Source organism: Cellulophaga baltica, from assembly GCF_900102165.1.
Classification (GTDB): Bacteria; Bacteroidota; Bacteroidia; order Flavobacteriales; family Flavobacteriaceae; genus Cellulophaga; species Cellulophaga baltica.
In genome coordinates this window covers 311,659-336,852 of sequence record NZ_FNBD01000003.1, presented here as the reverse complement: position 1 = coordinate 336,852, position 25,194 = coordinate 311,659, and the positions used below count along the sequence as shown (strand labels likewise).

Below are 25,194 nucleotides of genomic sequence, written 5' to 3'. Positions count from 1 at the left end.
TTAAAAAAATGTTGTTAATAAGCCAAAATCTGTGGTGAAACCATAGGTATTTGTACCTTTACGGTATAAATAACAGTGTAATATGAAGATAGCAATAGGCAATGACCATGCCGGTACAGATTATAAATTAGCCATAGTAGGAATGTTAAAATCTATGCATATAGAGGTTAAGAACTATGGTACTGATGGTACTGATAGTGTAGATTATCCAGATTTTGTTCATCCAGTGGCAGAAGATGTAGCTTCTAACGCTGTAGATTTTGGTATCATTATATGTGGTAGTGGCAATGGTGCTTCTATTACCGCTAACAAACATCAAAAAGTACGTTCTGCTTTATGTTGGACGAATGAGATAGTTGCTTTGGCAAGACAACATAATGATGCTAATATTTTAAGTCTTCCTGCACGTTATATATCATTACCGCAAGCTTTAGAAATGGTAAAAACATTTTTAGACACCAAGTTTGAAGGTGGTAGACATGAACGCAGAGTAGAAAAAATACCTTGTAAATAAGAATAGGTATGGGTCACAATCACGCACATGGCCATCAACATAACCATCCAGATCTAAAAGGAAGAAACCTTCTTATATCTATCTTACTAAATATCATTATCACCGTAGCGCAAGTTATTGGCGGTTTGGTATCTGGTAGTTTGTCTTTATTGTCTGATGCGCTGCACAATTTTAGTGATGTCTTATCGCTTATTGTGAGTTATATAGCCACTTTATTTGCAAAAAAAGAAGCGTCTACCAATAAAACATTTGGCTATAAACGCGCAGAGATTATTGCGGCCTTTGTAAACTCTGCTTCCTTAATAATAGTTGCTATTATATTAATCAAAGAAGCTGTAGAACGTTTTTTTGAGGCGCAACCGGTGATTCAATCAAATATTGTTATTTGGCTTTCCTTATTAGGTATTGTGGCTAATGGCTTAAGTGTCTTATTGTTAAAGAAAGACGCTGATAGCAATATGAACATGAAATCTGCTTATCTACATTTACTAACAGATATGTTAGCTTCTGTAGCAGTATTAATAGGTGGTCTAGTCATGAAATTCTATGAATTGTATTGGGTAGATGCTTTGCTTACCTTAATTATTGCATTTTACCTTATCTATGTAGGGTATGATCTTTTAAAAACATCTACGCGGGTACTCATGCTTTTTACTCCTAATACCATAGAAGTTAATAAAATTGTAGAAGCTTTACATAAGATAGATACAATCAAGAATGTACACCACGTACATATTTGGCAATTAAATGAAGACGAAATACATTTAGAAGCCCATATAGATTTTGATACCGATATTCGCTTATCAGAGTTTGATGCTATATTAGAGAAGATAGAGGAAGAGGTGTTCCATAAATTCGGAATTAACCATGTGAATATTCAACCTGAATATGATAAGGTAGATAACAAACAAATTATAGTGCAAGATTAAGCTATGTTACAAGTTCAAGTAAAAGAATTTAAAGATTTAACTACCGTAGAATTGTATGCTATTTTACAATTACGTAGTGAAGTATTCGTGGTAGAACAAGACTGTGTATATCAGGATTTAGATGGGAAAGACTTCAAATCATTGCATATTATTGGGTATCATGAGGAAGATGTAGCGGCTTATACGCGTATTTTTAAAGCAGGCGATTATTTTCAAGAAGCCAGTATTGGTAGGGTAGTGGTGAATCCTAAATACCGAAAAGATGGTTTCGGTAGAGAAATTATGAAAGCCTCTATTGCTGCGGTTAAAACAGCGTATGATGAAGATACTATTCGTATTTCTGCTCAAAAATACCTTTTAAAATTCTACACCTCTTTAGGGTTTCACGTTGTTGGTGAAGAATATTTAGAAGACGGTATTCCGCACATGAACATGATTAAAAATTAGCCTGTTTATAACTTGTTAATTCAACAACAGTTATTGATTTTTCAATGACAGTCCTTGAATTTGTTCTGTCACTTCGAGTGAATTTTATTGTAGCGTTAGCGGAGAAATCATTAGTATCGAGAAGTGTTGATAGCTCCAAAAAGTTCACAATACCCTTCTCCCGTTGGTCGCAGCACTCGAACTGACAGTGTAGTTTCTATTTTGTTTTTTCATGAACGGTTGTTGATTTTTTATTGACGGTTGTTGAAACTGTGTTATCACTCTGAGTGAATTATTTTGTAGCGGTAGCGAAGAAATCATTAGTATCGAGAAGTGTTAATAACTCCAAAAAGTTCATAATACCCTTCTCCCTTTGGTCGCAGCACGCAAACTGACAATATAGTTTCTATTTTGTTTTTTCATGAACGGTTGTTGATTTTTCAATGACGGTTGTTGAATTTCCACTACGCCTAAAATTACATAGAAAGAAAATAAGCACTTTACATCCTCTGCAGAAAATAATAGTTAACTAGAAGCGTTTATAGTATAATGCGTTTTTGTTATAAGAAGTACTTATAGTTTAAAGTGCCTATAAAACCGTTTGCTTATCCCCAATCTACCTAAAGACCAACATCAAAAAAGATGAAAAAAAACCTGCTTATTTTACTACTACTAGCGCTTTATCAACCTGTAGTATCACAATCAACCCCGTGTAAAACCGGTGGATCTTCTTCTTGTTTATCTTTAAAAGATCGTGGAGAAATTGTAATTACCCCATTAAACAAATTAGGCTGCAAAAAAGAAAAAGCACATTTGTATGCTAAATTTCCAAAAGTAACCTCCTACGCTAATTATGTATTTAAAGAAATTGGTGCTTGTACCGCAACAGATATGGATCCTTATCACGGGCAATTAAAATTCACCTATTGTTTGCCAAAAACTTGTCAGGAAATACGTATCACTATATTTGATTTTAATGACCCATATTTTAAAACAGAATCAGGAAGTATTCATAAAGAAATGTACCTCATGGCTTTTGATACTACTCCCGCTTCTGCAATTATAGGAGCACATGCAGCCACAAGTATTAATCATTTTGATAAAGAGATTATTGTTTCTCCACGTTTTGGTTCTATGGGTGGTAGTTCTGATATTGTTGGTTATTTGGCTCATGATAGCAACCAATACTTAATAAGTATAGAGATTGATGACGACCACAAGAAATTTAAAAAACCTAGCCAAGTAGCGCAATTTATTGGGGGTTATGTCACCCAAATTAAATTGTAATACCCTCGTTTATGACACATAAAAAAAGGCGCCCACAGGCGCCTTTTTCATTGATTTTTTTTAGCTTAAAGTTTTATAGGTTGTTTATTAGCAAGGTTAATATCTTCTAGCATATCCTCTGTAAATTTATAATGCCCTTTAGTCGTGATAATCCTAAACCGATCAGATTTCATCCGGCTTATGGTATCTAAAAACAACCATTTGGTCTTTAGTAACCTAGGTTTCTTAGATTTTAAACTAATATCAAAAAAGTATTTTCTACCATTTTTAATCGCAACAATATCTGGAGTAATCTTAGAATCATGTCCTTTCCTAGCGTAGGATTTTGGAGTCTCATACCCTTCCATATCAGCTTTAATGTGCTCAAATCCAGTAGCCTCTAAATGAGTTACTGATTTCTCAATTAAGTTCTTGTTTTCTAATTTTTCAGATTCGATCATAATCTTGAAAGTACGTAATAATTACACCACTACAAAATAATAAGTATTGATTAACAGTGTGTTAAGGTTTTAAAGGCGTTAGATTTTAGCCTTAATAAGACCGTTAAGTTCTTGTTAGGAATACCGCCTAACTAAAAAAATAGCCTTAATTTTAGGCAAATCGTGCTATTAAATTTGTATTCATGAAAAAACGCAGTTCATTACTAACCATTCCCCTTTTACTACTTACCTTATTTTCTTGTTCTAGTGATGATAAAAATGATGCTGTTTTAGTTGATGATATCGCAGCAATACGCTCTGAATATGCTCCTGATAAACGGGTAGCTTTATTTGATGTTTCGGCGTACCGTATAAAAAATAACTATACCTTATATGGGGAAAGTAACCTTCCTGATGCGGTAACGGCATTACGAGAGCGCTTAACAGAAGAAGGAATAGCATTTGTAGATGATATAAAACTTTTACCGGAAGAAGACTTAAAAGATACTACCTACGGCCTAGTGACTATATCTGTGGCCAATCTAAGAAGTAATCCTAAACATTCGGCAGAATTAGGCACCCAAGCAACTTTAGGCACTCCTGTAAAAATACTTAAGAAAGAAGGTTCATGGTCTTTGATACAAACTCCAGATCAATACTTATCATGGGTAGATGATGGCGGAATTGTAGCCATGAACGAAGCCGATTATCAACAATGGAAAGACGCCCAAAAAATGATCTATACCAAAATCAACGGTGCTACTTATGTGGCTCCCGATGTAAGCTCTCAAGTAGTGTCTGATATTGTCGCTGGCGGAGTTCTAGAATTACTGGTAACCGACGAGGACGAAGGAAGTGATTTTTTTATGGTAAAATACCCAGATGGGCGTGAGGCGTATGTTTTAAAAACCGAAGCAGCCCACTACTCAGATTGGTTGGCAACGGCAGAACCTAGTCAAGAAAATTTAGTGACTACAGCGAAACAATTAATGGGCTTACCGTATTTATGGGGAGGTACTTCTACCAAGGGAGTAGACTGTAGTGGCTTTACTAAAACCATTTACTTTTTAAAAGGAATGATTATTCCTAGAGATGCATCACAACAGGTGCATACGGGAGAAACTATTGATACAGAGAATAACTTTAACGAGCTGCTTCCTGGAGATCTTTTGTTTTTTGGTACACCCGCTACAGAAGATGCTAAAGAAAGGGTTGTACATGTAGGCATGTGGATTGGCGATAACCAATTCATCCATTCTTCTGGACAGGTACATATTAGTAGTATGGATAAAAAAGCAGCGAATTATGATGCCCATAACCACGATCGGTTTTTGCGGGCTAAACGTGTGGCAAAAAGTACGGTGGGTGCCCTTGTAGATTTAAAGCAGTCACCTATTTTTAATGACTAGCACTAGTTCAAATTATTCATAAAAAAAGGTCCTACAACAGTGTTATAGGATCTTTTTTTATGAGAGCAGTTACTTATTCGTTTTCTTTCTCAATCACTTGATGTGTTTTTAACCACTCTTCGCCTTTGGCATCTAAAAAGAAATCCATCCATACATAGTACATCACTTTTTCTTTTTCTACTGTAACAGAATGGCTAGATCCTAAGGGAATGTGTAACAAAGCATATTCCTCTAAAGGGCTATGCTCATCATCTGCATAAACAATCACATCATTTTCAGAAAGTCCTAAAAATAATTGCTCTAACATAGGGTGCTCATGCGGGTCTACTCTGTCTGGCCCTTTGGTTTGTACCGTTCCCATGGCTATTCTGGGAATAATCTTATTAGGCATTATCGTTCTACTCACGGTATTAGGGCTCTTTATAGGCTCCGTATACGGCTCACAATCGGTAAACTTCTTGTAATATACCTGTTGTGTATTTTCTTTAGGAAACGTCTCTAAATCTATAAGATCTTGCTTGCTTAGTTTGCTTGCTATACGTAAATAATGAAGCGTATCATTCACTGCCGTGCTTACTTTTATTTGTTCAACGGCATTAGGCAATAAAATAGTTTCAGGAACAATAGCGTAATCGGTACCTGCAGCATTTACGGTACCATTCCCTTTAAAAAATAGGTAGATAAGCTTATGGCCTGGCGCTGTAGCATCAAGCACTGCATTTTTTCCTGTTAATGCAATATGCTCTACATGAATCCCTTTTATCTCATCGGCTAATATGGTTTTAGCATATTGCTGGCTGTATTGTGGTAATAAAGTATTTAAATTTTCTACGGGAATTTCTTGAGCATGGAGGCTCATCATAGTGGTTACTAAAAATGCGCCTAGTAACACTGGAAAACTTTTTCTCATCATTTTCAAAATTAGGACGATAATATACAAACTTAAAAGACTGCTAAACTTTTTTACGCCTACTTTTTAGGCAATTAGACCATTTTTTAACTTAATTCCTGTTTTCTATGTATTTCTATAAGGAATCAGTTGCAGAGAAAAAGAAGTGGGTATAGCGATTAATTAGGGTAATAATCAATCACTTCTAAGGTCTCATCTATTAAGTATACATAGTTATAATGCAATTTATCATTCTTATCAAAATTCCCGTCTTTATTAATGTCTTCAATACTTTTTACATACAAACGGTCTATTTCTGGGATGATCTTCCACTCTAATAATTCATGATTTTTTGGCATCAAACGTTTAAAATTAGAGCCGTCTATTTTGCTGAGGTATAAGGTTTTTATATCCATACCATCTAAAACACCATCACTATTGGTATCAGCATCAATCACATCATAAATAAAAAGCTGTTTGCCGGTTTTCTCATACAAATCCCATAAGAAATGAGCAGACGTAATCACTATATTTTTATCGGTAAGCGGTACAAGTTTGTTGGTACCTACTTCTTCAAACTTTATATTTTTTAGCGTTCCGTTTAAGGTGTAATTGTTATAGTCTGCAATACTAAAATTAGTACCCGCAGCATAACTCCAAGAGCTAGAAGTATACTTACGGTCTTTAGCATACAATTGCAATTCTCCAATGGGGTGCATCAAAAAGTTAGTGCTGTCTATTAAGATGGGTAAATCTGCCACGACAACAACAGACGTGTCTTTGGCAAGCGTTTTAGCTTCTTGGTCTGTATAGACTACTTTGGGTTTTTTCTCTGTAGTACAAGAGGCTAGAAGTAATAAGGTTAATAGGGTACTAAAAATAGTTTTCATAGTTGTTTTTTTTTAGGTCGATGCTCAAAACTATACTATTGAACCCTAGGAGTAAAGGGGCAACTAGGGAAGTGGCACTTTCCTTGAGGGAACAGGTGTTTTTTAGGGTGATGTTCTTATAGTGTTACCTTATAACGTAGCTACTAAAGGCTGATGCGAGGCCTATAAGAGCGATGCACCTACCGCACGATAAGTCCGTAGTGACGCGAACATTAAAATTCTATTAGCAATGAAAAGGAACCTCTAAAACTTCCACCAAGGTTTTTTCTTTGGTTTTTCTAGGGTGATTTTTGTTTTTAAAAACTCAAAATATTTAGGGTCGTCATCGGCAAACAATTCCTCACCTTCCAAGGCATACGCTCTGGTAAGCTCATCTGCAGCCCTTTCTAAATTTCCGGTTTCAAACTGACATTGTCCAAGTCGTAAATGTATAAAAGGATTCCCGATGCCGTTAGGGCAATGCATGGCATTGCTGAGGTTCTCTACACCCGCCTGAAAATCAGCACCTAAAAAATTAGCATCGCCAATGGCCACCATAATCCAAGTGGTAGCTTCCCAATCTGTTTTGGGCTCTGGTACTAGATCATAAGCATTCCAGTAGGCGGTAAGGGCATCACTATAATTACCGGTTTCTGCAAAAGCATCACCTTGCGCAGATAATTTTTCTATTTCTAGATGAAGATTTTCGTCTAATGTTTTCATTTTACTCCTATTTCAAGTGCTCTTTAAAAAATTCAATGGTTCTATTCCACGATAAATCGGCCGCTTCTTTATCAAATCTTGGGGTTGTATTGTTATGAAAACCGTGATTTACTTTAGGGTATATATAAGTTTGGTAGGCAATAGCATGCGCTTTTAATTCCGCTTCATAAGCAGGTATTCCTGCATTTACGCGTTCGTCTAATTCCCCATACTGTAAAAGTAGGGGTGCTTTAATTTTAGCAACATCTTCTGCTTCGGGTTGTCTGCCATAATAGGGTACCGCAGCGCCCAGCTGCGGAATACGTACTGCCATCATATTGGCAATCCATCCACCGAAACAAAAACCAACCACACCTATATGGCCATTGCAGTCTTTATGGTTTTTTAAATATGTATAGGCGGCTATAAAATCTTCTAGCATTTCAGCTTGGTTGCGCTCTTTTTGTAAGGCCCTACCATCATCATCATTTCCAGGGTACCCACCCAACGGTGTTAAGGCATCTGGGGCAAGGCTTATAAAATCTGCTACGGCTATGCGCCTACCTACATCTTCTATATACGGATTTAAGCCTCTGTTTTCATGCACCACAATGACTCCAGGAAGTTTGGTGTGAATGGCCTTAGGTTTAGAAAGCAAGCCTTTGATGGTACCACCACCTTTAGGAGAATCATAAGTAATGTAGTCCGAATCTAAGCTAGGATCATTGGGTTGCACCAACAGGGTGTCTTTATAGTTGGGCGACATAAAGCTTAATAAAGAAGCTACCGTAAGACCCCCCACCGCGTAGAGCGATAGTTTTTCTGCAAATTGCCTACGGTCTAATTTATTGTGAGCATAATCATCATACAAATCAAACACCTCTTGAGAAATAGCCTCCTTTTTTAAATCTTTCATACCCCTATTATTTGTGAGTAGGAAAGTTAAGAATTTTTTTGTTGCCATTTTATTCTAAGGAGGGTATGCCAAGCAAACGATAAATAAATCGGGATACCGCTACAATTAAAAGCCAACTCTTACCGCCTACTACCGATGAAATGCATAGCGTTTCGGTAAACGGAAAATAGTACCCTTGTCATTAATCGGGGTTGTTTTACCGCTTAGCTGATATTCCTCAAGACAACGAAAAACAGTGTCGTTGGGCGAATCAGAACCTATTAAAACAAGGTCTACTGCGTTCTACTAGTGTAACAAATTACAAGACATGAAAACTTTACTAATCACTCTTTTTTTAATCTTTACTGGAATAACGGCTCAAGCACAGGAGACCCCTAAAGAAGTGAAAGTAGCAACCACTCCAAAAACTATTGTTACAAAAACGAGCTACGAAACTTCTACAGCGCGATTATACATGTACAAAAATTCTAGAGTTAAAAAAGAATTGGCATTTACTACAAAAGCAAACAAGACTAAATTGGCTTAAGACAAGCAACCAACAGATTTTTAACTATTAGCACGTATATTTTTACCTAGTTCTTCAATAAAAATCATAATAGATAGCCCATTTCTTGGTGTGATCATTTTTTCCAAACATTAGACTTCCACTATCAATTACATTCAAGTTTATTTTTTCATCGGAAGTAATTTGAAATACAAATTCAAAGCCTTCTCCAAAACCATCAGCAATACCAATTCCTGGCTGACAGAAAGAAGGATACCCTCCAAGCTTATGTTCATATTGGTGGAAATCTGCAAGGTCATAATAATCATCAATAACACCCTCATTTTCAAGGGCTAATATCTCATCTTCCATTTCTGGAGTTAATCCTCCGCCATCCCAAAGTGGGCAGTCTTTTTCTAATGCTGGTTTTAGAGGAAAAGCCTTAATGAATGTTTCCGGATTAGATAGGTCTTTAAGTACAACGCTATCTAAATTCTCATACTCGCGAATAACCCAATGCGGCCCCATTTCTTCAAAACATTCCGGGTATGTATTAGCGATAAAAACAGTTATTATTTTTGTTTTTGATAGTTTAGGAGAAACAAAAGGTAGGTTTGGAAGGTAGAACTGTGCTAAGGGAAACATTAGAGCTCCGTTTGCATCAAGAGGGATGCTTTCTTCTTTCGTATAAACGCTTACTTTCCCAATCCAACTTTCTTCAATAGTATGTTCAGGTCTAAAACCGCCCACCGTAAAGATGGTGGCTTCTTTAGAAATTGTATGTTTTACTTCTTCTGGTGTCAATATTGATTTCCTTTTTTCAATGAGTTTAGAAAATATAGTGCCTTGTAAATTGTTTAGCAACCGTAAGACAAAGTAATATTTACGTATTTTATTTCTGTAGTACCATTGCTATGGTGTAACACAATCTTTAGAAGAGTATCAGCAATAAAATGTACTAATGGTCTCCCTTGGTAGCTCATTGTCGCTGTAGTGCCTCCCATTTCTCCTGGGTAATGCACGAGCGTATCGTTTAGTTTTAAATTTACCTGCCTAGCAGTTCCAATTTTTTCATACCGTATTTGCGGAAATAAGGCCATATTTCTTGTGAGTGGTAGTTCTTTAAAAGGGCCATACCCCTCCCAAGCATATTTTTCTTTTGATTTTGATGCATCAAAATTATATTCCCAAACCGATTCTTTAAACGTATAGAACAATTCAATTTTAGTGGTGTTTACCTTCGGTTCAATATAAATTAACCGGTCTCCTAAATCATTAAATACCGCTTCATACATAAACAGGGTATCTTTTTTTATGATAGTAGAAGATTCAGAGCCCTTCTCCGTTTCATAAAAATAAAAGCTAAGATCAAAACTGTCAAATTTTAAGGTGCTTGTTTCCGTGGTAAGCGCATCAGAAGGGTTGTACGGTTTGTGTTCATTTTTTAATAAATACCCACTAAATACATAACCGGTTAATATGGGTTTATTGTCCCAAGCGTTACGCATCGTTTTAACTTTAAACCAGTTTCCGTTTACGGCTACACCATGATCTGTAAGCGACAAATAGGTACCTGTATCTTCTAGCAATTCTACATATTCTCCAGGAGGGAATTTCCCCAATTTTTCACCGCTGATAGAAGCTTCACTCCTAACCGTAAGGCCATTTTTAGCAGCAACGGTATAGATAGGATTGTCTTTTGTTTGGTGTTGAGACCGTAGCTTAGAAGGAGCAGATAAAATAAAAACAAAGAGTAGTAGGTACAGGTTTTTCATATAAGTTGGGTTAAAATTTGCTGCCCTTTAGCGCATCATAAGATACAGTTTTCTGCTTTTATAGCGTACGGAAGAGTAACAAGAATGCAATAAACCCTAAAAAGTAGAGCGCAAGTCCTAGATAGAGTTCTAGTAGGTGTTGCTTAGCTTCTTGTGTACGCCCATGCACTTTTAAGAAGGCGATGTACCTAAAGTGCTTGTTATAGGCAAACCCCGTTAGAATAGGGCTCCAAGGTTTTTTTTCTAAAGCAGCATTGACATCCGTATGGGCAGCGGCATATTTTTGTGCCAATCGCTCTTGTTCATATCCCGATAAATTACGCGAAGTATATTCTTTTTTGAGTGCTGCTAGCGTACTTGTATCAATGGCATGGTTTTGTAGCAATTGGTAGAGCTGGTAGTTATCTAAAAGGGCTATTTTATGGGGTTCCATGATTTTAAAACGGAGTCTTTTGCTTGTAATTGTTTGCTGCTATAAGTTCTCATAAAAAAAATGGGAGCTTCTCTAAAGCCCTTTTATAAATCTACTTGTACACATTTGAGTATATGCAGACCATACTTTTTTAGTCTTTAAGTCCGTATTAGGTAAAGATCATGTGCATTAGAATTCTTTTTCGAACGTTCTTTTTAGTTCCCTTTTTTCAAGATAGAGATAACAATTTTCAACAGGTCCTGCATTGGTTATTGCAATATATGTTTCGCCAAATTGCTTTTCTCTTTCGGCTCTTATATCTTCTGCACTAAATATTTTTTTTGCAATCGGGTCAATGATACTATCAAATTCCTCTTTTGAAATAGTTGGGTTCTCAGTAAAGATCTTATATATTTTTTCTGAAATGGTTTGTGTTCCTACGCCAATCATTTCAATAGGCTTATCTTTTCCTTCATTCATTTTCAGCAAATCAAAATAGGCTATTTGTGCAATTTCATCACCCTTAGCGTTGAGGTTTACAATCTTAAAATCACGATCAAGATTTTCATTTTTCGAATCAGGCTTTAAGATTATAATATTCTTGAAAACATTCAAAACCTCATATTTTTTAAGACCTATCGTAAATTGTTTGCCAATATCTTTTGGGGTGATAACTACTTTGTCATACCCAGAAGGAAAGCTTGCCCTTAATTGTATGGTCCCAGAAATACCAAGAGTATCTTTTTTAGATTCCATCTCGAAAGCGCTTCTAATGGTTTTGTAGTGGTACGAAAACTGTTGACCATTTTTGATTCCTGAATTAGATATAGCACCAAAATTAGTTCGTGCGCTTTCTTTTAGACGTATGGGGTTTTTATTTGCATCGAATAAGGTATAGTCCACTAACTCTATGGTAAAGATGTCGTCAAGATTTTCGATACCTTCTACTTTAGAGCTAAAGACCACATTAATTTCCTCAAAATGACCTTTCTCTACAGCAATAGACCCATTAGAAATTATAGTTTCTAAACCCGTAGCCAAATTTTCCATGCTGCTAATGGATAACTTATCCCAAGGAGCCATGTAATCCTCTTTTATTTTATAGGAAAACTCCCTTGTTTTAAAGAGGTCATTCCCCATACCATAGGTTACTTTTTTAATAAATTCTAGTTGTTTTAAAGCGGTGGAATCTATTTCTTGCCCCATAACTGTTTGAGAAATACCAATGGATAAGGCTAAAAAAGATAAGAGTAGTTTGGTCATTTTTTAAATGTTGGTGCTGGCTATGAATACTACGCAATTTAAAAATTAGTACGTATCCGTTAATCGTTTAGTTGTCTTTTTTATTGAAAAGCCTAGAACATATATTGTTTAGTGTCGTCTCTTCCGTTAGTTTAAAAATGTCTAATACATAAGAAATACTCTCAGCGTTCCAAGCATATTTTGTCAAGTTTTGGTTGTATTTTTTTAGGAGTTCTTCTAAACTTCTTTTATGAATAACACCACCAATTTCTTTTTCTAATAGTTCTAAAAACTGGGATACCGTGTCTATAGAGACGGGCCAATTTTCTTCTGCTTCTAGTAGTTTCTTTACAATTTGTTGGTCCGCTTCATTTTGAAAGTTGTGCGCTTCCAAATGGTCAAAGAAATCGTTGAGGTTCTTAGTCATTTAATTTTAAATAACGACCATCCGTAAAAGCAATAAACTCAAGACCTCTAGAGACGGAGAATACGATGTTTTCAATACTGCTATTTTCAGTGCAGTCTTGAAATACAAATACATTTTCAAAATCAAAATCATGCTTGGAATAGGTGGTTGCTTGCGCTTCTAAAGGCATATCAACAATAGCTTCGCATGATAACTGAAAACTGTTTACATAAGAGGTATCCATAGACGTCAGTGTATTTATACCAAATGCCCTATCTACATCTGCGGTTACAATAATGTCTAGGGTAAGATCTATAGTAGAAAAAGTTAGCGTGCTACTTACTTCTTCTATTTCTGTAATGCGGCAACTATCTGGCCCATCTCTTCTAGCTTCTATAGTGCTTATTCTGGGTGTACTGAGCGCTAGTACTTCTACACCATTGTTATCTGTAAAAAGTAGCTCCTGGCTCGTTGTATAGGGTATTATGGCTTTGTCATAGTCGTTTAAGGTATAGGTGTTTTCAATAACGTCTTTACAGCAGCCGCTTATTAGAAAAAATAGGATGAAGCTTAAAGGGGAGAGTTTCATGTGCTTGCTTTTAGCTTTTAAAGTTTATTTCTTTGTAATTGTTTTGAACTTTTAGGTGCTAGATTCCTAGAGTACAATTGGGATTAGAGTGACTATAGTCTTATTGATATGATTTGAAGTTATTTATTTAAAACTTATTCATTGTTAGGTATAGTTTTTTTAATCCAGCATTAAAAAATTTTATAAACACCAACTTTTAAATAAATATTTTCGTATTCTTTCTCAGTTTTAATTTTGAATTTTTTCATTACAATATCTCGGATTACATCATCGTCCATTCCAATATACTTTTCATCCATTGTTTCATTGTAAATTTCTAATTCTCTTTTTGTGGGCAAATCCTCTTTTTTAATATTGCCAACTTTTTCTTTGATGCTTATTTCAAACCGATAATTCGTTCGAACATTTTTTAGAGCTATCTCAGGTGTTACATTATCTATTTTAGCATCTGGCGCCCATAGTAATTTCCCAAATGTATAACCAGTTCCAATGTCGTTTTTATCATCATAAGCAAATATTAGAATTTCATCAATATCATTATTTTTTTCTGTTTCCTCATGAACGATGGATTTAAGAGTATTTTCAAGATTCTTTTTCGAAATATCGAATGGCACGACAATAGACATTGTCAATCTGATGAAGTTTGGTAAGTCTTTTAGTTCTTGAGTAGAATAGTCAGATAGTTTTTGTGTCAAAGCTTTCAGGCTTGAAAATTCAGTATTCTCAACCGTGAAGTTTGCTATTTTTGTAGTGTCGAAATCTATTTTGTACTTCGGTTTAGCTTTCGTAGGTTTTTCTAGTATTATATCCGTTATAATCTCAGTTTCAGTTTTTGTAATTGGTTCTTTACCTTGCTTACAACTCAATAAAATTAGAACAGGTAAAATCCACAGGGTTTTATTCATAATTTACTTTTTATAATGTATTTTCTGATATTTTCAAATTGCTGCTAATAATAAGTATTTAGAAGCATGGAACATTTAATTTAGAATAAAGGTTGATACTAATTATTGGATTAAATTTTAATACTGAATTGGTTATTTCATTCCGCAATTTTCTATTCACAATTTATTCGAATAAATCAGCCCGAAAATTGTTTTGTCTAATTGCCTTTTCTTTATTTAAATAAATATTACTTATAATTTCTTCCAAAGTATTTTGAGTCAAAATTGTAATTAATTTGTCTTCATTAATTAACTCGCGATTTAAATCAAACATTGGATTATTTACATCAAGATTTTGGTCATACATAACAGCTCTTGGAATATTATAATCCTTTGCAAAACCCATCGCCAATCTTGCTCCACTATCTAATTTTTGACCAAATAATTTCCATCTTTCAGCTGTATCTTGAGCATAACTTGCAGCCAAAATTATAGTATCACAATATAATGCTTGTAATCTGTCACGGTCTTTATATCGACTACTTAAGTCCATTCCTGATTTATGCTCGTCAAAATATTCAGACACTAAAAGTCCACCTTCTTCAACTATCTCGAATGCTAACCATTTATTTTTTGCTGGCATTATTTTATGAAGAGGACTTGGTAAAAAAGCAACCGTTTTGCCTCCATTAAGTGCTTGTTTATGAGCGATACTATCACAGCCAAATGCTAAACCACTCAAAATTGTTATCTCTTTTTTTACAATTTCTGAAACTATTTTTTGTTCTCTCCTTTCTATTGTTTCATCGGGATTTAGAAGTCCAATTACAGTTACGTTATTACTATCAAAATCAATTAAAGTTAAATCCCCCTTGTAAAAAAGAAATATTGGTCTTTCACTTTCTTTTACATTTCCTCTATATTTTGGAAAATTCTTATCTCCGATAGCGATAAGACCATCACAACTTTCTTCAAATATTTCGATTTGATTTATAGTTTGATTCTTGTTAAATTCGAAGTCAGCAACTGTTATTAGTTCTTTTTGTTTTGAATTGCTATTGATTAATGAAACTATTTTCTCTACACTTTCATTACCTATTAAATTTTTAACTATCCAAGCTCTACCGATTCCTTTGTAGGTCTTTGTTGTTAGAATATTAATTGCGTTATCTGTGTATTTCATTTTTACTTTATTAGATTGTTTTTCCTATTGCATAGAATAAAACCGAATTAGCACCATTGTCTATTAATGCTTGAATTGCATCTTCATCAATATTAATGCCTTTTGTATAAATATCATCAATTAGTAAAATATCTTTTCCAATAATCTTTTCTGAAATATGACAAGTATCTTTAGTAATACCAGGGTAAGGTATTAAACCATCATTTATGAAACCTTTAATTGGTTTACGAAGGTGTGTGGTTTTAGTATTGGTATGTCGTGCAATAAAACCTGTACCATTTATAAAATTAATACCCAACTGATTTACAGCATTCTTAATGGTCTCCTTAAATAGAAGTTGGTCTGAACGATATGTATTATCTGCTTTGGACCTAGGTATAACACAAACTGTCAATGGTTTTAATTTAACTTCATCACTAATTTTGGGAAGGTTATTCAAAATTAGATCCAATAAATTTTTTTCAGCACTTTTAAGTTTAGAAGCCCACCAATCTTTATTTGGGTCATTTTTTAATGTCAGTAAAAACATTGGATAGTTCTTAACTTCACTACGTCTTTCGTAAGCTATGTAATCAGTGCAATAATAACCTTTGACATCTTTTTTCAAAAATTCATTTTTTTCAATTGTAAATGCTTTCATATATTAAATTTTTATTATGTTTTTAGCAAATATTCCTGCGCGAATAGCATCTTCAATTTCAGGTTTTTCATTTTCAAATACAATAACAGTTTGAGCCGATAGGCTTAAACTTGATATTGCATTTTTGTATTTATTTATTCGCTTTCCGTTTTCCGAAACCGTTCTAAAAAATATATTACTAAACTTATCAGTTAAGTTATGATAGCTTAATGTAATCAATGCTCTATCTTCTCTACAGTTTGTTACTAATACTGTTTTATTTGTTTTGTAATATTTTAGTAGAATGTTCATAACAGTTTTATTTAGTTTTGTTTCCGATAAATGTTCTTTATAATTTTCCTCTTTCTTTTTAATTATTTTTTCATATTCCTTCTCCGTCAGATTTGGAAATGCAATTTTTAATGAAGTTCGATTAAATCTATCATCAGGATTAAATTGAATTTCATCTCCGAGTTGTATGAACAATTGTATCGCTTTTTTATACGATAAGAAGTTTGCAAAATCTGTATTAACTAATGTTCCATCCATATCAAAGAATAGAATGTCATTTTCATTTATGTTCAGTTTTTTTTTATTCATCTATGTTTTTTATTCGCAGGCACCTGATGTGCGAATACACGTAAGTATTCAGTTAATATTTTTGGGGGAGGGTTGCAATCTGTTACTGTTACTAATGTAAATTAAATAGAAATGGCTATTCTGCGGTTTTCCGTAAAAGCAGAGTATTTTCTTTATAATTGTTTGTTTAATCGCTGAAACTCACATTTTCTAACTAAATAATGGGGTATTTTCAGTTCTATAATGGTATTTTATTACTCTTTATTCGGTAGTTTCAAATTGAATTAAATTAAACGTTTCCTTATTTTTAAACTTTTCTTTCCAAATTTCTTTGGTTAGAGTTCCTTTATTAATTCCATTTATAATTAATTCCGCCCATTCATCTTGATAAACATAATCATCATGAACTTCATCGTAATGGCAGTAATTTATATTAGTGTCAAAAGGGTCATCTATACCATTTCCATTAGCTGGTCGTATTTGAAAACAACAATAGAGGCATTTGTGGTCATAATGATTTATTACAAAATCAATTTCAGAATTGACTTTTTCGATAACATCACTTGGTTTTCTTTTTCCAGGATTTATAGCCTCTTTCTTAACAACCTTGTCTTTTATTATTGTTGTTATTTTATCATAATTTTCTCTATCAGCTTCGGATACAGAATTCCAATTAACAAACTCTATAGCTAAATCATTTCTATTTGTGTTTGTAATTTTTGGCACTTGAATTAGTTTGATACTATACTCTTGTGTATTGAAAATATCATCGGTTAAAGAATGTCTGTAAGTTTCAATAAATGATTTTAATTCCTTAATTTCTTTTGAGAGAAGTTTTTTACTTGCTTCTAACTGAGATTTTTTTCATAGTCGAGAAAATTGAATAGAAAAGGACAAACTCTCGTTAAGAGCATATTCTTCTCCGAAAAAATCTATTAATGTATTTTCATAATTATAAAGTAAAGCTTGACACTCTCCAAATATCATTATACCAACTTCATCTCTATCAATATGTCTATGTTCTATTTTATTTCGAAGTTTGATAAAGAAATTTAAATTTGATTTTATTGAAGCAGAAATTCCTGCGTGTTTTGTTATACAAGTTTTTAATTCCCAAGATTTCTTTTCTCCATCTATTGTTTGATACCTGCCATTCGAACTTTTATAATAGTATTTACTTCCAATTGTATTATGAAAGTGAGAATGAAATAATCGTGTCCAAGCCATAATCATTTGAGTAATGAATCCTTCCACACGAAAAGGTGTTCTTGGTTTGTTGTAAATTTCGACTGCTAATAGAGCAGAATCTATTGAACTCTCAAGAGTTAATTTTGTTCTTCCTTTTCTTAATGCCATTGTTATTCGTAGTTTTTCAACTAATTCCAACGTACAGATATTTAACTATACCGTTATTAATGGGTGGGGGAGAGTTGTAATTTCTTACAGGTACTAAAGTAATCTAAAAAGAAATGGCTATTCTGCGGGAAACCGCAGAAACGGGGTATTTTCTTTATAATCCTTTATTTAATCGTTGAAATACACGCTTTTGCACTGTATAATCGGGTATTTTCAATATTAGAACGGTTTTAAGAGACAATGATACGTATGTGGATATTAGGTGAGAACCTATAGAAGCTAAGCTTAGAGTGGAGCGCTGCGAGTGTAATGCCTGGTATATTTATAAGTTTTGGGTGCCTGTTCATTTTTTTCTTGATAAAAAACGAACCAAACCTGCCTGCCGGCAGGCGGGAAAATCAAGGCTTGCCCCTTCGGATATATTTCACATCCTTATTCGCTAAATCAAATGAACTCGCTATCGCTCAAACAGCATTTGATTTTTAACGCTCTTTACGGTGGAAATATGAATCCTGCCAGGGATCTAGGCCGTAACCCGATGACTTTGCAATTTACCGTGCAGCTTAAACCTATTGTAGGTAATGTGTGGCAACGTTAAATATATGGCAAGTTGGGCAGGAAACAAGCGATTACTTTCAGATTAGTCACAAGCCAAAACTTTTTGCCTGCCTGCCGGCGAGGCTGGTTTTAATTTTTCTCTTTTAATACCAAATCAAAAGATTTGGCGACTTTGGAAATAGACAATAACCTTTCGATTAAACACTAATCACCCAATTTGCTATATATAGTGTTGTGGTGCGTTTTTACTCGCTTTGTAGCTCGTTAATTGCATTTAAAATTTTCCTTTTATCTTTTTCTAAATCGTTAGCAATACTTCTAAAAAATGTCTGTCTATCATCAGGGTAATTCAATTCATAATGAACAGGCACTCCTATATTTTCATAGCATTTATCATTATTATCTGTGTAAACTTCATTTGAAAGTGAAAAATACCAACCATTTGGCAATGTCTTTTGTAAAGCATCTGAAATTGCTCCATTTGTATGTGAGCCAATACGTTTTAGATTATTTAATTCCATTGAACCTAATGCCATCATATCAGTTGCGCTTGCAGACTGTTGAGAAGTCAATAAATAAACTGGTTTTGTATATGGGGTTTTAGCAGGCTCTAAATAAATTGGTGTCTTTATAGTGTAGCTGTTAATGTGTCTTGCTTTTTTAATAGCGATTTGTTTTTTATCAGCGTTAAAACGTCTCAAAATTTCTAATGCTACCACATCCTGTCCACCGCCATTAAAGCGAACATCGATAATAATATGTCTTGTGTGTTTTAGGTCTTGCATTATCGTATCCATTAATTTACTTATTCCAGCAACTTCTTTTGAAATTTGCTGTTCATAATTTAAGCTATCAAATGCATCCATATATGTTGAAACAAATCCATTTTCTTTGACAAGGCTATCGTCTAAATTAAAATCTGCATACAAAAACATTGCTTTGATTTGGATATAGCCAACATTGTTTTCCATCTTTCCCCATTTCATAAGCCACGTATCTTTGGTTAAATCCTCTTGAAGATAATAGTCTGCAACGATTCCAGAAATTTCAAAATCGCCATATTCTTTTAATTCTTCTGTTTTTTCTTCCGCTAATTCTGATTGAATTTGATTTTCTGCTAATCCGTAAACTTCATCTGTTGGTTCTATGGAACCGTGATTGTCTTTTAATTTTTCAATCATATCTTCCAAAACTAAATATAAATCAACTTCTGTGCTTTTTGAGTTGATTTTGTTTTTTGAGTTTATGTATAGACTACCCCAAACAATTTTATTGAGGTCAAAATATGCGTAGTGATTTTTATAGGTATTTGCAAAAACCTCGAAATTATATGAGATATCGTTTTTATCTTTTGAGTTTTGATTGCAAAAGTCTGGAAGCTTTTTTATCCTTACGTAGCGATATTTGCTAAATCCACGCTTTATGATTAGTGTATCGTTTGAAACTTGCATAGAATTTGTGGCTTCTGAAATATTGCCTTCTTTTGCTGGTAAGCAAGAAAAATCGGTTATGTCAAAATATTTGTAAGAATTAGCATCTATTTTCAAAATCTCCCCATAACCGATAGATTCCCAAATTCCTTCAATTGAGTTGTTTTCTTCTTTATTTGGTTTACAACCTATTAATAAAATTAAAAAAAGTAGTATTGAGAAAAGAATATTATTCGTTCGCATAATGTTGATTGATTTCTATTCTAAAGATTACAATCTTTAAAGTATGTTACAGTTTTTCTTAAATGCACTACAACGTACGGATATACCCAGGTATTTAATTTTTTAATAAGTGGGGAGCGTTGTAATCTCTTGCAGCTACTAGCGTAGCATAAAAGGTACTGGCAATGAAACTGTTTTTGGTAGAAGTAGGTATATTTTGCTTACCATAGGTTATTTAATCTTTCAAATAAATACATTAGGACTCAACAATCTGGTATTTTTGGTATTAGAAGGTTTTTACATGCATTGATTCATAAGTATAGTAACGATTCAATAAGCTCACATGTAAGTACCTTAAAATTACCTTATCATTTACTAAGCTAAAAAAAATAACCGCCTTAAAAAGGCGGTTATTGTAGTCGTTATTTTGCGAATTATAGACTTTTGTATCGGTTACTTTTGTTGACAAATGTTTTAATTCTCTATCTATGAGAACTATTTTTAAAATGTAAGAAAGAAGATTATTCTATTTGGAATTCATACGTATTTGAATTCCAAATACTATTATCATATCGCGTTCCTTTGATTGTAATTGAATAATTACCAACAGGATATTTTTCTGCAAATAAATTTAAAATTAACAAGTTAAATTTAAGAGACATACTTTTAAACTCAATCACATCACTAAAATATTCTTCTAAGGGCAAGAATTCTTCTTTATTGCAAATATTAGGTAATGTTCCTCCATTATCAGTATGTTGTCTGCTGTTGGAATAATCTAAAAAAGTTATAATTTCATTATTATCAACTTCGTTTGCCCTTATCGTAATTTCTATTTCTTTATATTCACTTTCCTGTAAAACATTAGTTTTTGAGTAAGGAAACCCTCCAAAGCCACCATAAAATGAAAATTGAATTTTAGCACGCCCTTCGCAATCTTGATAAATAACATCTTGCGAACGAGAATCGATGAATGGAATTTTGTTATATACAGTGAAGTGATTTGTATCCTTAACCCAAAACCTAGATGTAACGCCATTAGTCGAGTCTTGAATTTCAATATTGTAGTCTCCGCTAAAAAGAACAATACTGAATACTTTTTTTATGATGTGCTCCGTATCGTTTTTAAAGAATTCCTGTGTGTTTTCAGGTATAGTAATACTCAAACTAGAGTTAGAAGTGACGTCAATTTTTTCTAGCGGCAAACTATCATTTTCAACTTTTATATACCCTCTTAGATTTTGGGCTTCCTTAAAATTGGCTTTCGATGAAGTATTTGAAATAGTATATGTTCTATTTTCAAAATTATCTACCCACCCCTTTAAATTATCTGAATAAAACCCCAGAGTGGTAAAAAACACTTCTTCAGTTTCTTTTTGTTCTCCATTTAATTCAACAATAGCTTTAACCATATATTTTTTTCCGGGTGTCAAATTACTAACCAGACCTTCATCTACTTCATTGTAGGATAAACTTTCAACAAGTTTATAATATATTTTAGCACTAACATTAGTAGAATTACGACTAGTGTTTATATAGCTAACATCTAAATTGACATCTGTCATATTGATTTCAGAAACGTCAATTTTTATGTCGGTTATATCACTTATTTGAGCTATTTTTAATTCTTCCTTATCTTCTTTATTACAAGATGTAAATAGTATTATTAATGCTATGAATAAAAAAACAGGATTTTTACTATTGGTCATTTATAATTTGTTTAGGTATCGGTTTGGCAATAAACGTTGTATAGGGTTGTAAATTGCGCAATAAATTTTTTACAACGTTTAGTATAAGAAAAATTACTAAATTTTCAGTTTATCTAATAACCAAATCTGTGATTTGACAGTGCTAATTAAAAGGCTCGAACCATTCGAATTCCTAGATTTACTCCTGACCTTTTTTCGCAGATTCCTCCAATTCAATTAAGGTTTCAGTAATTACCACCTTCTGTTCTTGGTAGCCTTTTTAAGTTTTTTGTTTTGATGTGCTTCTTTTTTAAATACAGTTGATGCAAAGTGACTTTCTAAAGCAGCAATAAACTTGTTTTTTATACCAAGAATAAGCTTCTTTTTATACTGTCTTTTTTCATACCACCAGGCAATTATAAAGATGACGCTGACTAAAATAAAATCCCAGGGGTTATTATATACGGCAGGGACTTTATAGTATAAACTGACACCTATGGTAGGTTTTAGGTATTGCAATGCAAAATAGAAGGCGATTAAACAGCCAAGGCCAAAAATAAGCAACAAATAACGATCTCTTTTTAAGTGTTTCTTCACAGCATTGTTAAGGGTTACAATGGCTGCATCACTGAGTAATACATGTTTTTTTTCATACATTTCATGCAACCATTTTAGCCGTGTTGGAATAGCACTTTCATTTACCTTATCAGAACTATGCTCAACATAATAGGTATTGTAATGCAAGTAATCTTCTGCGGTGATATTAAGTTTTGGATAAAGACTAAATACAGTCATAAAAATATAATTTGATGATTTGTTTATGAATGTTTAGAACTTTCATGGAGTTGTAGTTTTGATACTTTGGTTTGTATTAGAATTAAAAGTTTTGATGAAGTGCTAAATGCAGCATTAGGTTTTGGGAGGTAAAGTAATTATTCCATCATTTAACACCCTAATTGTATTAATAGATAATTTTTGATTTCTAAATAGACATATCTAAAAGTGTAGACACTAAATGAGAAGAACCCTAAGAATACAAAGTAAAGCCCTTCTGGCATTGGTTTTATATCATCATTTTGTTGAGTTTCTATAAACATTGCTATGAGATAATAGGTGAGTAGAGGTGAAATGAATAGAATTGCCATTCCTTTAAATATTATTCCAGCCGCTGCGTGGTCTTCCGAAGTTAATTCATAAGATGCTTTGTTATTCATTAATAAAATAATCAGGTTTAGTAACAATGAAGTCTTTGTTTAGATCAAATTTATCTTTTATTAATTCAAAAAATAGTTCTGTCGTTGTTTTAGAAGTAAAAGTATACAGCTTAAACCCTATTTGTTTTTTTATAGTCTCATTTTCAATAACTAATTGTTCCTTAAATTTTCCTTTTTCTAAATAATCAAATTTCAAAAGTCCCGTTTTAGAAGAAAATAGAACTTTTGCGAAAGTTTCAGAGCGACCTATGTAATTTCTTAAATTTAGGCTGTTTAGGTAACGGTTTGTAGCGGAAAGAATCCATTTTTCTTCAATACAATATTTTTTTATTTCATTGGAGTTTATGGCGTAGTCGTTGGTTATCTTATAACCATTGGAATTAATTAAATCTTTAATTACGTCTCCTTTTGTATAAATGATTCCCCAAAATTCCATTCCTTATTTTTTGACTATAATATATTAATTCATGTGATTAAAAGCACTAATCTGGCAATCTCGTTTGTTATTTTATGTTTTTATTTCAGCAAGCAGTATGCCGTAAGCAATTACCAAACCAGCACTACATAGTATAAATTTCCCTGATTTATAATTTCGAGAAATAATTGACCAATTAAAGAGGAAGATAAACACTGGCAGAAAAAAAGGATAATAGTCATAACTAGATTTTAAGTCTATTCCAAAACCATCATACCTTAGCGGCGTGTGGAAGGTTAAAAACTTTGTAAAAACAAAAAGAACTACCATAAATATAAAAATAGAATTTGCATTTGTAATCCTATTTTTAAGGGTTGCTTTTCTATTTTCATAGGTTGGCTTACTCGTCCAAAAATACATGGTATAACAAAAACCAAGAGACGATGATGTCAAGGCTATTAAAAAATTTGTATAGTTACTAGCAGAAAATTGTGCCATTGAAGTGACTTTGCTAATGGTCAGATCAAACGCTAAAAATAATCCCTTATCTAAAAGTCTAAACCAGAAATTTATCAACAGGCCATATCCAATGCCTAGTGCGATCCCTAAATAGCATCTAAAAGTTCCAATTATAGTAAGGGTAAGATGAGGTTTTATTTTTTTCAAAGATGTTGGTTAAGGTTAAAGGATGAATTTGATTTGGCAAATTAGCCTCCTTGATTTATAAGATAAAAAGGTCTTTCAGTGCCATCATCATAAGGCGTTAATCCTTCAAAAAACACATTATCCTCATCTTCCATTTGCTCACAGATTTCGTTATGCACTTTATAAAGAAATTCTTTTACAGAAAACCCCTTATTATTAGTTGTCTTTACAACAAAGCTTTCTTCAAATTGGTCTTCCTCACCGTCTTCATTTTCTCCCCAAAACATAAACCCAACCGTTATTTCTTTAGAACGATTAAATATCCGATCAATGTCTATATTGCTATTTGGTTTTATACGGGTATTGTATTCAAGAAGTGCTTTAGAAAAGAGCTCTAGACTTTCAAATTTATTGGTTCTAAAACTCCACAGCACATCTGTTAATACATCTTCAGATTCAATTTTCATCATTGTCTGATTATTTCTATTCAGTTGTTTTCGCAGTTCGGGATTTATTAATGTAGCATCTATTTCATCTGTTAATTGGATGTACTTTGCCAGGCTATCTTTTTGCATAAAATAGCTATAGGTACCGGCTAATTGTGCATAGACACGTGGATTTTCAGGATCAATAGTCAAGGATTTTTTATAACAGCTGATTGCTTTTTCAAGGGTTTCTAGTTCTTTTGTTTTAAAAAATAGTTGGCCATAACTTAGGGCCTTTGATTCCCAAACTTTTGCATTGTGAGCATTTAATTGGATGGACTCATCAAAAAAAGCAAGAGACTCCTCAAAGTGTTTGCCTTGTCCCATTAAATTTCCGTAGCCCCAGTATATATCTGCATTGCTTTTATCTAATAACCAAGCCTGATTAAAACGTTTCATAGCATCATCTATCTGGTGAGCATCAAATAAATCCCAAGCCAAATCTATATGATGCACTGCGGCTTCGGCTCTGCTAGGATAAATTTGGTCACATTCTTGTAGAAATTGAGCGTCGATACGCAGCTGTTCTGCACATTTTTCAACGGCTCCGTATTTAGGTAAGATATCAATGCCTTCGGGACAATCTGTATGGGCACAGCTATTTATAAAGAGGCTTATAAAAAGAAATAGGATAGGCTTCATGATGAT

At 33.4% G+C, this 25,194-nt stretch carries 30 protein-coding genes; 6 read left to right on the top strand and 24 right to left on the bottom strand.

Going from position 1 to position 25,194, the window contains the following annotated elements:
• Positions 1–82: 82 nt before the first annotated feature.
• From rpiB to BLQ19_RS07200, 4 genes are all read left to right on the top strand, one after another.
• Positions 83–514, top strand: coding sequence for a ribose 5-phosphate isomerase B (rpiB, locus tag BLQ19_RS07215; RefSeq protein WP_024482355.1), 432 nt, complete (start codon positions 83–85; stop codon positions 512–514).
• Positions 515–522: 8 nt separating this feature from the next.
• A complete protein-coding gene (locus BLQ19_RS07210; protein ID WP_074537875.1) occupies positions 523–1,443 on the top strand; it encodes a cation diffusion facilitator family transporter in 921 nt (306 codons plus the stop codon).
• 3 nt (positions 1,444–1,446) lie between these two features.
• Positions 1,447–1,890: a GNAT family N-acetyltransferase gene (locus BLQ19_RS07205; RefSeq protein WP_074537874.1), complete on the top strand. Its 444-nt coding sequence runs from the start codon at positions 1,447–1,449 to the stop codon at positions 1,888–1,890.
• 621 nt (positions 1,891–2,511) lie between these two features.
• On the top strand, positions 2,512–3,156 hold the full coding sequence (locus tag BLQ19_RS07200) for a hypothetical protein (RefSeq protein ID WP_074537873.1): 645 nt from the start codon (positions 2,512–2,514) through the stop codon (positions 3,154–3,156).
• 65 nt (positions 3,157–3,221) lie between these two features.
• Here the strand turns inward: BLQ19_RS07200 and BLQ19_RS07195 are convergent, their stop codons facing one another.
• On the bottom strand, positions 3,222–3,596 hold the full coding sequence (locus BLQ19_RS07195) for a hypothetical protein (RefSeq protein ID WP_024482359.1): 375 nt from the start codon (positions 3,594–3,596) through the stop codon (positions 3,222–3,224).
• Between the two features lie 182 nt (positions 3,597–3,778).
• Between BLQ19_RS07195 and BLQ19_RS07190 the strand changes: the two genes are divergently transcribed.
• Positions 3,779–4,984 (top strand): C40 family peptidase, encoded by a 1,206-nt coding sequence (locus BLQ19_RS07190; RefSeq protein WP_074537872.1) that lies wholly within the window; start codon positions 3,779–3,781, stop codon positions 4,982–4,984.
• Positions 4,985–5,057: 73 nt separating this feature from the next.
• On the opposite strand, the gene BLQ19_RS07185 is transcribed toward BLQ19_RS07190, so the two are convergent.
• From BLQ19_RS07185 to BLQ19_RS07170, 4 genes are all read right to left on the bottom strand, one after another.
• A complete protein-coding gene (locus tag BLQ19_RS07185; protein WP_254788273.1) occupies positions 5,058–5,897 on the bottom strand; it encodes a hypothetical protein in 840 nt (279 codons plus the stop codon).
• 155 nt (positions 5,898–6,052) lie between these two features.
• Complete coding sequence (locus BLQ19_RS07180; RefSeq protein ID WP_074537870.1) at positions 6,053–6,763, bottom strand: hypothetical protein; 711 nt, start codon at positions 6,761–6,763, stop codon at positions 6,053–6,055.
• Between the two features lie 243 nt (positions 6,764–7,006).
• Entirely contained in the window at positions 7,007–7,465 is a 459-nt protein-coding gene (locus BLQ19_RS07175; protein WP_074537869.1) for a tetratricopeptide repeat protein, read from the bottom strand.
• A 7-nt stretch (positions 7,466–7,472) separates the two neighbouring features.
• Positions 7,473–8,360 carry a dienelactone hydrolase family protein gene (locus BLQ19_RS07170; RefSeq protein ID WP_074537962.1) on the bottom strand — a complete coding sequence of 296 codons (888 nt, stop codon included), beginning with the start codon at positions 8,358–8,360 and terminating at the stop codon, positions 7,473–7,475.
• A 307-nt stretch (positions 8,361–8,667) separates the two neighbouring features.
• On the opposite strand from BLQ19_RS07170, the gene BLQ19_RS07165 reads away from it, so the two are divergent.
• On the top strand, positions 8,668–8,886 hold the full coding sequence (locus tag BLQ19_RS07165; protein ID WP_025616303.1) for a hypothetical protein: 219 nt from the start codon (positions 8,668–8,670) through the stop codon (positions 8,884–8,886).
• A gap of 54 nt (positions 8,887–8,940) precedes the next feature.
• Here BLQ19_RS07165 and BLQ19_RS07160 read toward each other — a convergent pair whose 3' ends face one another.
• The 19 genes from BLQ19_RS07160 to BLQ19_RS21230 form a co-directional block, all read right to left on the bottom strand.
• A complete protein-coding gene (locus BLQ19_RS07160) occupies positions 8,941–9,648 on the bottom strand; it encodes a DUF1963 domain-containing protein (protein ID WP_175444409.1) in 708 nt (235 codons plus the stop codon).
• Positions 9,649–9,701: 53 nt separating this feature from the next.
• Positions 9,702–10,619, bottom strand: coding sequence for an SH3 domain-containing protein (locus BLQ19_RS07155; RefSeq protein WP_074537868.1), 918 nt, complete (start codon positions 10,617–10,619; stop codon positions 9,702–9,704).
• Between the two features lie 58 nt (positions 10,620–10,677).
• Complete coding sequence (locus tag BLQ19_RS07150; RefSeq protein ID WP_025616300.1) at positions 10,678–11,052, bottom strand: hypothetical protein; 375 nt, start codon at positions 11,050–11,052, stop codon at positions 10,678–10,680.
• Positions 11,053–11,220: 168 nt separating this feature from the next.
• Positions 11,221–12,294: a hypothetical protein gene (locus tag BLQ19_RS07145; protein ID WP_074537867.1), complete on the bottom strand. Its 1,074-nt coding sequence runs from the start codon at positions 12,292–12,294 to the stop codon at positions 11,221–11,223.
• Between the two features lie 67 nt (positions 12,295–12,361).
• A complete protein-coding gene (locus BLQ19_RS07140; protein ID WP_074537866.1) occupies positions 12,362–12,700 on the bottom strand; it encodes a hypothetical protein in 339 nt (112 codons plus the stop codon).
• Complete coding sequence (locus BLQ19_RS07135; RefSeq protein ID WP_074537865.1) at positions 12,693–13,268, bottom strand: hypothetical protein; 576 nt, start codon at positions 13,266–13,268, stop codon at positions 12,693–12,695. Before BLQ19_RS07135 ends, BLQ19_RS07140 begins: the two co-directional genes overlap by 8 nt.
• A 170-nt stretch (positions 13,269–13,438) precedes the next feature.
• A complete protein-coding gene (locus tag BLQ19_RS07130; protein ID WP_074537864.1) occupies positions 13,439–14,173 on the bottom strand; it encodes a hypothetical protein in 735 nt (244 codons plus the stop codon).
• Between the two features lie 163 nt (positions 14,174–14,336).
• The gene (locus BLQ19_RS07125; protein ID WP_074537863.1) at positions 14,337–15,335 is read right to left on the bottom strand and encodes a DNA-processing protein DprA; all 999 of its coding nucleotides are present in this window, start codon (positions 15,333–15,335) and stop codon (positions 14,337–14,339) included.
• Between the two features lie 10 nt (positions 15,336–15,345).
• A complete protein-coding gene (locus BLQ19_RS07120; protein ID WP_074537862.1) occupies positions 15,346–15,975 on the bottom strand; it encodes a phosphoribosyltransferase in 630 nt (209 codons plus the stop codon).
• Between the two features lie 3 nt (positions 15,976–15,978).
• A complete protein-coding gene (locus BLQ19_RS07115) occupies positions 15,979–16,554 on the bottom strand; it encodes an HAD hydrolase-like protein (protein WP_074537861.1) in 576 nt (191 codons plus the stop codon).
• A 240-nt stretch (positions 16,555–16,794) separates the two neighbouring features.
• A complete protein-coding gene (locus BLQ19_RS21405) occupies positions 16,795–17,259 on the bottom strand; it encodes a hypothetical protein (protein WP_217637576.1) in 465 nt (154 codons plus the stop codon).
• Positions 17,260–17,397: 138 nt separating this feature from the next.
• The gene (locus tag BLQ19_RS21400) at positions 17,398–17,919 is read right to left on the bottom strand and encodes a DUF3644 domain-containing protein (protein ID WP_217637575.1); all 522 of its coding nucleotides are present in this window, start codon (positions 17,917–17,919) and stop codon (positions 17,398–17,400) included.
• 773 nt (positions 17,920–18,692) lie between these two features.
• Positions 18,693–20,120, bottom strand: coding sequence for a S41 family peptidase (locus tag BLQ19_RS07105; RefSeq protein WP_074537860.1), 1,428 nt, complete (start codon positions 20,118–20,120; stop codon positions 18,693–18,695).
• Between the two features lie 500 nt (positions 20,121–20,620).
• Positions 20,621–21,808 carry a hypothetical protein gene (locus BLQ19_RS07100; RefSeq protein ID WP_074537859.1) on the bottom strand — a complete coding sequence of 396 codons (1,188 nt, stop codon included), beginning with the start codon at positions 21,806–21,808 and terminating at the stop codon, positions 20,621–20,623.
• Between the two features lie 231 nt (positions 21,809–22,039).
• Positions 22,040–22,582, bottom strand: coding sequence for a hypothetical protein (locus tag BLQ19_RS07095; protein ID WP_074537858.1), 543 nt, complete (start codon positions 22,580–22,582; stop codon positions 22,040–22,042).
• A 149-nt stretch (positions 22,583–22,731) separates the two neighbouring features.
• Positions 22,732–23,001 carry a hypothetical protein gene (locus BLQ19_RS07090; protein WP_074537857.1) on the bottom strand — a complete coding sequence of 90 codons (270 nt, stop codon included), beginning with the start codon at positions 22,999–23,001 and terminating at the stop codon, positions 22,732–22,734.
• Entirely contained in the window at positions 22,994–23,437 is a 444-nt protein-coding gene (locus tag BLQ19_RS07085) for a hypothetical protein (protein ID WP_074537856.1), read from the bottom strand. Before BLQ19_RS07085 ends, BLQ19_RS07090 begins: the two co-directional genes overlap by 8 nt.
• Before the next feature lie 72 nt (positions 23,438–23,509).
• On the bottom strand, positions 23,510–24,082 hold the full coding sequence (locus BLQ19_RS07080) for a hypothetical protein (protein ID WP_139150215.1): 573 nt from the start codon (positions 24,080–24,082) through the stop codon (positions 23,510–23,512).
• Between the two features lie 41 nt (positions 24,083–24,123).
• Positions 24,124–25,188: a tetratricopeptide repeat protein gene (locus BLQ19_RS21230; RefSeq protein WP_074537854.1), complete on the bottom strand. Its 1,065-nt coding sequence runs from the start codon at positions 25,186–25,188 to the stop codon at positions 24,124–24,126.
• Positions 25,189–25,194 lie beyond the last annotated feature (6 nt).